Here is a 6000-nt window from a genome sequence, read left to right on the forward strand (position 1 = left end):
GGCTCTCAGGGGGCAGATCGTCGACGGCCTGGGGCTCCGCAGCGGTGCGGAGCTAACGGCCTGCTGGATGGTGCCCTTTGAGGCAGTGCCCGAAGGACCAATATCGTCCGACTGTGCGGAAAACCAGGGTTGTTGACGATCGTCGGAACCACACGTCAACGGGAGAATCCGCTTGAAGAAGATAGCCACCGCAGCGCTGTGCGCGGCTCTGCTCATGGGCGCCGCGGCGCCTGCAAGCGCAGGCGAGCAGGCTCCCCGTCCCGGACCCGGTGTCTATGCCAGCAACGGTGATCACGTCCATGTATCCTCGACCAAGCCTGCAACGGCCTCCGGGCACGGATGGTGGTTCAAGGTCAAGGGCCCCGGTTCCAAGGCCAAGGTGACCCTCTGGCTCCAGACCAGGAAAAAGGGCGCCAAGAAGTGGCACACGGTCGCCAAGGGGTCAAAGACCGTAAAGCCGAGCAAGAAACTCAACAAGGCGCCCAGCACATGGCGAGCCAACGCCCGCAAGAAGTGCGCCAACCGCCAGGTACGCGAATGGCGCAGCGTCATCGACACTGACATCATCGGCGTCGCCGACAGCCCGGAGAAGGCCGTAACCAAGGTCCGCCCCGTCAAATGCGGGGTGTGACCGAATCCGTCTGATCTGCTGATCGGAGTCGACGTTGACGCCTTCCTCCTCTCTCTACAGCACCCGCATACAGACACAGGTGGTCCACCTGGTCCTGCGCCACCTGTCCCTCCCGGTGCACGGGAACACCTACATGCGGGGAGTACTCCCACCACAGGGCGGGGAGGAAGCCGTCTGCGTTGCCGTCGGCACGAAGGACGCGTGTGCACCGGACCTGAATGTCTACGAAATCCCCCTGATCCAGGACGAGATCATCATCGCTGCCGGCGAAGTCCTCCAGATCGTGCGGGCCGCCCAGACCGCGGACCCCTTCTACCGGACCTTCTACCGCGACGACGAAGGCGACCTGTCGCAGATGCCGTCCCTGACCCTTGACCTCCTCGACATCCGAGGAGACCAGGAACAGCAGGAACCGGCCGTCCTGACCCCAGAGTCGACGCACTCGGCAGACAGGGCGAATCTGGTGGGGGTCCTCCCCCTGGCGCCCGGACGGCATCGGCTGTACTGGTCATGCGGCGACTGGCCCGGCATCATCGCCTCGGACGCTGAGACCTCCAACAGCCCCGAAGCACTGCAAACGGTCGCCGCCCACGGCCTGCCCGATACGCGCCGCGCGCAGCTTTCCAAAGATCTCTACTGCTGGAAGATCGCCCCACTGCTGGAGCCCTAGGGGCTTTTTCCCTACGCCCAGGGGCTCATCAGATCCATCCGTGCGGCGCCCAGGCCGGGTGTCCCGTCTCAAATGAGCAAAGAGGCCAAAGACTCACGCCATCAAGCTCCGAAAGACACAAGCGCCCTGATGCGATGCGTCAGACAGGTCATCAGCGCCACCTGGCCAGCAACGGAGGATCTGTACGGCGGACCCGCCTACGGATCAGAAGGTTGCAGGTTCGAATCCTGCTGAGCGCACAGCAGATCAAAGCCCCCGCCGGGTCAACCGGACGGGGGCTTTGTCGTGCAGTGAGTGGCGAAGGGCAGAGTGGACGGGGCCGCGGCGTGTGCCAGTTGGGGCCATCTGTCGGTGGTCAGCCGTTGATGATGCCGGATGCCGGATGCCGGATGCCGGATGCCGCAGGGTGCAGAGCGCGGCTCAGGTGAGGGGGCGTGTTGGGGGCCGGGCGGGAGGAGGTCTCGGCTCGGCTCGGATGGTTGGTGGGGTGCTGGTGGGTCTCGTTGGCGGAGGCTGTGGGGGCTTCAGTGGGGTGTGAAGTCGAGGAGGTGGGTGAGTTGGTGGCGGACGTGGGCGGCGGTGTGGGGGGCGTCGAGGTCTGTGATGTCCACGGTGATGACGTTCCAGGGGGTGGCGGCCAGGAGGCGCAGGGTCAGGGCGGCTTCGTGGCGTAGGTGGGTGGCGGCTGAGGGGAGGTCGTGGACGGAGTGGGTGCCGGGGGAGGCGGCGAGTTTGGCGATGTACCAGCTTTCCCATGCGGGGCCCTCGCGGGCGACGGCTCGGGCGAGGGCGGTCGAGGGGTCGTCGTGTAGGTAGACCACGGTCACCTGGGTCGGTTCGACGGCGGTGGTCAGCTCGCGCAGGACCTGGGCGATGGCGGGCTCGTCGTGACCCCAGGCCGCCAGGGAAGGGATGAAGGGGAGCAGGGCGTCGGTGACCAGGACGTCGAGGCCGGCGGCGCGGGACTCGGTGAGGTAGGCGCGGGTGGATTCGATCAAGGTCTCGGGGCGGACGCTGTTGTTGCCGTCGGCGAACTCTTCGGCCACGGGGCGGAAGGCGGGGCGGGTGAGGATGTCGGCCTCCCGGAAGTGGTCGACAGTGGCTCCGGTGTGCGCGATCCAGGTGGCCAGGGAGTGGCAGAGGGTCGATTTTCCGACGCCCGGGCTGTTGCCGACGACTGCTATCAGGTGCCTCGTCATGGCGGCAGCTTTGCACGGGGGAGGCCGGGTGCGGGCGGCGAAGTGCTGCAACGGGGTTGAGGGGGAGATGAGTTGAAGGTGGGTAGTAGGGGCGTGGTGGGGGCCTGGGGTGGTGGTCAGGGAAACGATTAGGCATTGGTGGGGGAGTGGCGTAGTGTTCATTTCACCGACGCGGGGTGGAGCAGCTCGGTAGCTCGCTGGGCTCATAACCCAGAGGTCGCAGGTTCAAATCCTGTCCCCGCTACTGACGCCGCAGGCCCAGTGGATTCACTTCCACTGGGCCTGCGGCTTTTGTGCGTGCGGTTCAGCCGTGGGCCGGTGGGGGCGGCGCCGTGTAGTGGGCGGCCGGGCCGGTGTGGGGCCGGGCCAGGTGGGGGTGCAGGAGCAGGTCGTCGTCGTAGTCGCCGTCGTTCTGGTGGCGGAAGGGCAGCGGCTCGGTGGTGGGGAGGCTGTGCAGCCGCTCGTGCAGGCGGGTGGCGGCGGTGGCGAAGGCGGTGGGGGTGGTGCGGTCCGCGCCGGGGATCAGGAGGGGCGGGACGACGGAGATCCCGGTGTACCAGAGGGTGCCGTGCTGGAGGGGGAAGAGGAGGTCGTTGAGGTCTCCGTTGACGCCGCGCGGGCCGAGGGTGGCGGCGCGGGCGCCGGCCGTGGTGATGACCATGGCGCGCTTGCCGGTGAGTTTGCCGTCGCCGTAGCGCTGGGGGCGGCCGGTGACGGGGTCGGTGATGCCGAAGGCGAAGCCCTTGACGAAGACGCGGTCGAACCAGCCCTTGAGGATCGCCGGCATTCCGTACCACCAGAGGGGGAACTGGACGATCAGTGTGTCCGCCCAGGTGAGTTTCTGCTGCTCGGCGGCGATATCCGGGCTCAAGTGGCCGTCTGAATAGGCCCGTTCGGAGGCCGGGCCGATGAGCAGGCGGTCGGCCGGGTCGTGGTCGTAGTCGGCGGCGTCGACCACCGGGTTCCACTTCATGGCATACAGGTCGGAGACGCGGTGCTGGTGGCCGTGGGCTTCGAGGGTGCGCAGTCCCTCGGTCTTGAGCGCGCCGCTCAGGGAGCGCTGGTCGGGGTGGGCGAACAGCCAGAGGACCTTCATGTCCTCCACTGTCGTGGGGCCAGCGGGTGCGTACGAGTGGCCCGATGGCCATTGTGTGCAAGGATCGGGCCATGGGTGTAGTGGAGAGCGGCAGTGGTGGCGGCAGTGGCCGCGGTGGCGGTGTCCGTGGCGGTATCGGTGGTGGGCATGTGCGGGCCGTGCCGGGGAGGGGGCGGCCGCACCGGGTGGCGGTGCTGGTGCGGGACGGGATGCTGCCGATCGAGGTGGGCATCGTGCACCGGATCTTCGGGGAGGCCAGGTCGGCGGACGGGGAGCGGCTCTACGAGCTGGTGACCTGCGCGCTGGAGCCCGGTGAGGTGCGGACGGACGCGGACTTCACGGTGAATGTCGCGTACGGGCCGGAGGCGCTGGCGGAGGCCGACACCGTGGTCGTACCGGCGTCCGGGGCGGACTACGGACGGGCGGAGGAGCGGAGCGCGGGGCGGCTGAGCCGGGCGATGGCCGATGCCCTGGGGCGGATCCGGCCGGGGACCCGGATCGCGTCGATCTGTACGGGGGCATTCGTGCTGGCCGCGGCCGGGCTGCTGGACGGGCGGCGGGCGACCACGCACTGGCGGTCGGTGGACGACTTCCGCCGGTTGTTCCCGGCCGTCGAGCTGGACGCGGATGTGCTGTACACGGACGAGGGCGATGTGCTGACCGCGGCCGGGGTCGCCTCCGGGATCGATCTGTGTCTGCACATGGTCCGGTGTGATCACGGGGCGGCGGTGGCCAACGATGTGGCACGGCGGACGGTCGTGCCGCCGCACCGGGAGGGCGGGCAGGCGCAGTACATCCGGCGGCCGATGCCGGAGCCGCAGATGTCCTCCACGGGGGTGGCGAGGGCCTGGGCGCTGGAGCATCTGGACCGGCCGCTGAGCCTGCGGGAGCTGGCGGCGCACGAGTCGATGAGCGTACGGACCTTCACCCGGCGGTTCCGGGAGGAGGTCGGGATCTCGCCGGTGCAGTGGCTGACGCAGCAACGGATCGAGCGGGCACGGCAGTTGCTGGAGGAGACGGAGCTGACGGTGGACCGGATCGCGGCGGAGGCGGGCTTCGGGACGGCGGCCTCGCTGCGGATGCATCTCCAGTCGGCGCTGGGGGTGTCGCCGCGGGCCTATCGGAGCACGTTCCGGGGGCCGGGGGGCGGGGGCGGGATGGCTGCTTGAGGGAGGGGGTGAGGCAGGGGGTCGTGTGAGGCAGGGGGTCGTGTGAGGCAGGGGGTCGTGTGAGGCCCGGGGTGGTGTGAGGCCGGGCGTTCGTTAGGCCGGTGCGTGGGTGAGGCCAGGGGCTGGGGTTCGCGTGAGCCCGGGGGCGTGAGGCTGGTGGCTGGGTGAGGCCGGGGGCGCGTGAGGCTGGTGGCTGGGTGCGGCCAGGGGGTGGGTGAGGGGGCCGGCTCGGGAGGTCGGGTAGTGCGGGTGTGCGGGTGGGTGGGGTGGTGCGCGTACGGGTGGGGCGCTCGGGGGGCGGTGGGGCGTGGCCTGATGTGTGGCGGTCCTGTGTGCGGGCGGTGTTGTCAGTGGGTGGTCGTACGCTGGCGGTGTGTGGCGATGTACGGGACCGCGCTGGTCAGGTGGCGGGCCGGTGCCGGGGCCGGAGGGGCGGTTCGGGCAGCGGCTCGGTTGGTACTGCGCGGAGCGGGACGAGGAGCGGGTGAGCATGCTCCCCGCGGGCAAGGTGCTGGCGTTCGCCGCGCAGGGGGAGCGGCGCTGTCTGGGCGTGCGGCGGGCCGGCCGCCGGCTCGTGTGCCCGTACGGTGCGGTGCTCGACGGTGCGAGTGCCAGGGATCAGTGCGCGCGGTGCGCCCAGTTGGACCGGTCGCGGTCGGTGGCCGCGGACACCATGGCCGATGATCCCCGCCCGTACGGCGTCTATCTCGCGTACTTCGGTCCCGGCCTGCTCAAGGTGGGGATCACGGCCGTCGAGCGCGGGCCGGCCCGGCTGGTGGAGCAGGGGGCGGTGGCGTATGCATGGCTGGGGCGTGGGCCGTTGATGGCGGCGCGGCGGGCGGAGGCGCTGCTGGGGAGCGCGCTGGCGGTGCCCGACCGGTTTGCGAAGGCGGCGAAACGGGCGGCGCGCGGGGTGCTGCCCCCGGTGCCGGACCGGGTTGCCGAGCTGGAGCAACTGCACTGTGCTGCCCAGGAGTTGGCGGGCTGGCCGGAGACTCTCCAACCGGTGGAGTTCGCCTGTGCGGACCATACGGAGCTGTTCGGACTCGACCGCATTCCGGGGGACGTCGCGGAGCTGGGCGGGATGACGTCCGGGGCGGAGATCGTGGGGGAGGTGCTGACCGGGGTGGGGTCCGATGTGTATCTGCGGTTGGCGACGGGTGGGGAGGCGGAAGGCGCGGAGGGAGAAGGGGCGGGGGAGAGAGAAGGAGTGGGGGAGAGAGGAGGAGCGGGGG

At 69.9% G+C, this 6000-nt stretch carries 6 protein-coding genes and 1 tRNA gene; 5 read left to right on the top strand and 2 right to left on the bottom strand.

Annotation, left to right across the window (positions count from 1 at the left end; genetic code table 11):
• Nucleotides 1-172: 172 nt before the first annotated feature.
• Both M8I34_RS39315 and M8I34_RS39320 read left to right on the top strand, forming a co-directional pair.
• On the top strand, nucleotides 173-631 hold the full coding sequence (locus M8I34_RS39315) for a hypothetical protein (protein WP_250057890.1): 459 nt from the start codon (nucleotides 173-175) through the stop codon (nucleotides 629-631).
• 34 nt (nucleotides 632-665) lie between these two features.
• On the top strand, nucleotides 666-1301 hold the full coding sequence (locus tag M8I34_RS39320) for a hypothetical protein (protein ID WP_250057891.1): 636 nt from the start codon (nucleotides 666-668) through the stop codon (nucleotides 1299-1301).
• Nucleotides 1302-1825: 524 nt separating this feature from the next.
• Here the strand turns inward: M8I34_RS39320 and M8I34_RS39325 are convergent.
• Nucleotides 1826-2500 (bottom strand): hypothetical protein, encoded by a 675-nt coding sequence (locus M8I34_RS39325; protein WP_250057892.1) that lies wholly within the window; start codon nucleotides 2498-2500, stop codon nucleotides 1826-1828.
• 170 nt (nucleotides 2501-2670) lie between these two features.
• Here M8I34_RS39325 and M8I34_RS39330 point away from each other — a divergent pair.
• Nucleotides 2671-2744: transfer RNA gene (locus M8I34_RS39330), tRNA-Met, on the top strand.
• A gap of 60 nt (nucleotides 2745-2804) precedes the next feature.
• Here M8I34_RS39330 and M8I34_RS39335 read toward each other — a convergent pair.
• Entirely contained in the window at nucleotides 2805-3596 is a 792-nt protein-coding gene (locus M8I34_RS39335) for an NAD(P)H-dependent oxidoreductase (protein ID WP_250057893.1), read from the bottom strand.
• Between the two features lie 71 nt (nucleotides 3597-3667).
• On the opposite strand from M8I34_RS39335, the gene M8I34_RS39340 reads away from it, so the two are divergent.
• The gene (locus tag M8I34_RS39340) at nucleotides 3668-4765 is read left to right on the top strand and encodes a GlxA family transcriptional regulator (protein WP_284051320.1); all 1098 of its coding nucleotides are present in this window, start codon (nucleotides 3668-3670) and stop codon (nucleotides 4763-4765) included.
• Nucleotides 4766-5180: 415 nt separating this feature from the next.
• On the top strand, nucleotides 5181-6000 hold an 820-nt coding region (locus tag M8I34_RS39345; RefSeq protein ID WP_374211051.1), incomplete at its 3' end, for a DUF2797 domain-containing protein.

The organism is Streptomyces sp. MCA2 (assembly GCF_023544705.1).
GTDB classification, from domain to species: Bacteria; Actinomycetota; Actinomycetes; order Streptomycetales; family Streptomycetaceae; genus Streptomyces; species Streptomyces decoyicus.

Coding starts and splice junctions, on each gene's coding strand:
- M8I34_RS39335 (WP_250057893.1), bottom strand. CDS start 3,596: ATGAAGGTCCTCTGGCTGTTCGCCCACCCCGACCAGCGCTCCCTGAGC.
- M8I34_RS39325 (WP_250057892.1), bottom strand. CDS start 2,500: ATGACGAGGCACCTGATAGCAGTCGTCGGCAACAGCCCGGGCGTCGGA.
- M8I34_RS39340 (WP_284051320.1), top strand. CDS start 3,668: ATGGGTGTAGTGGAGAGCGGCAGTGGTGGCGGCAGTGGCCGCGGTGGC.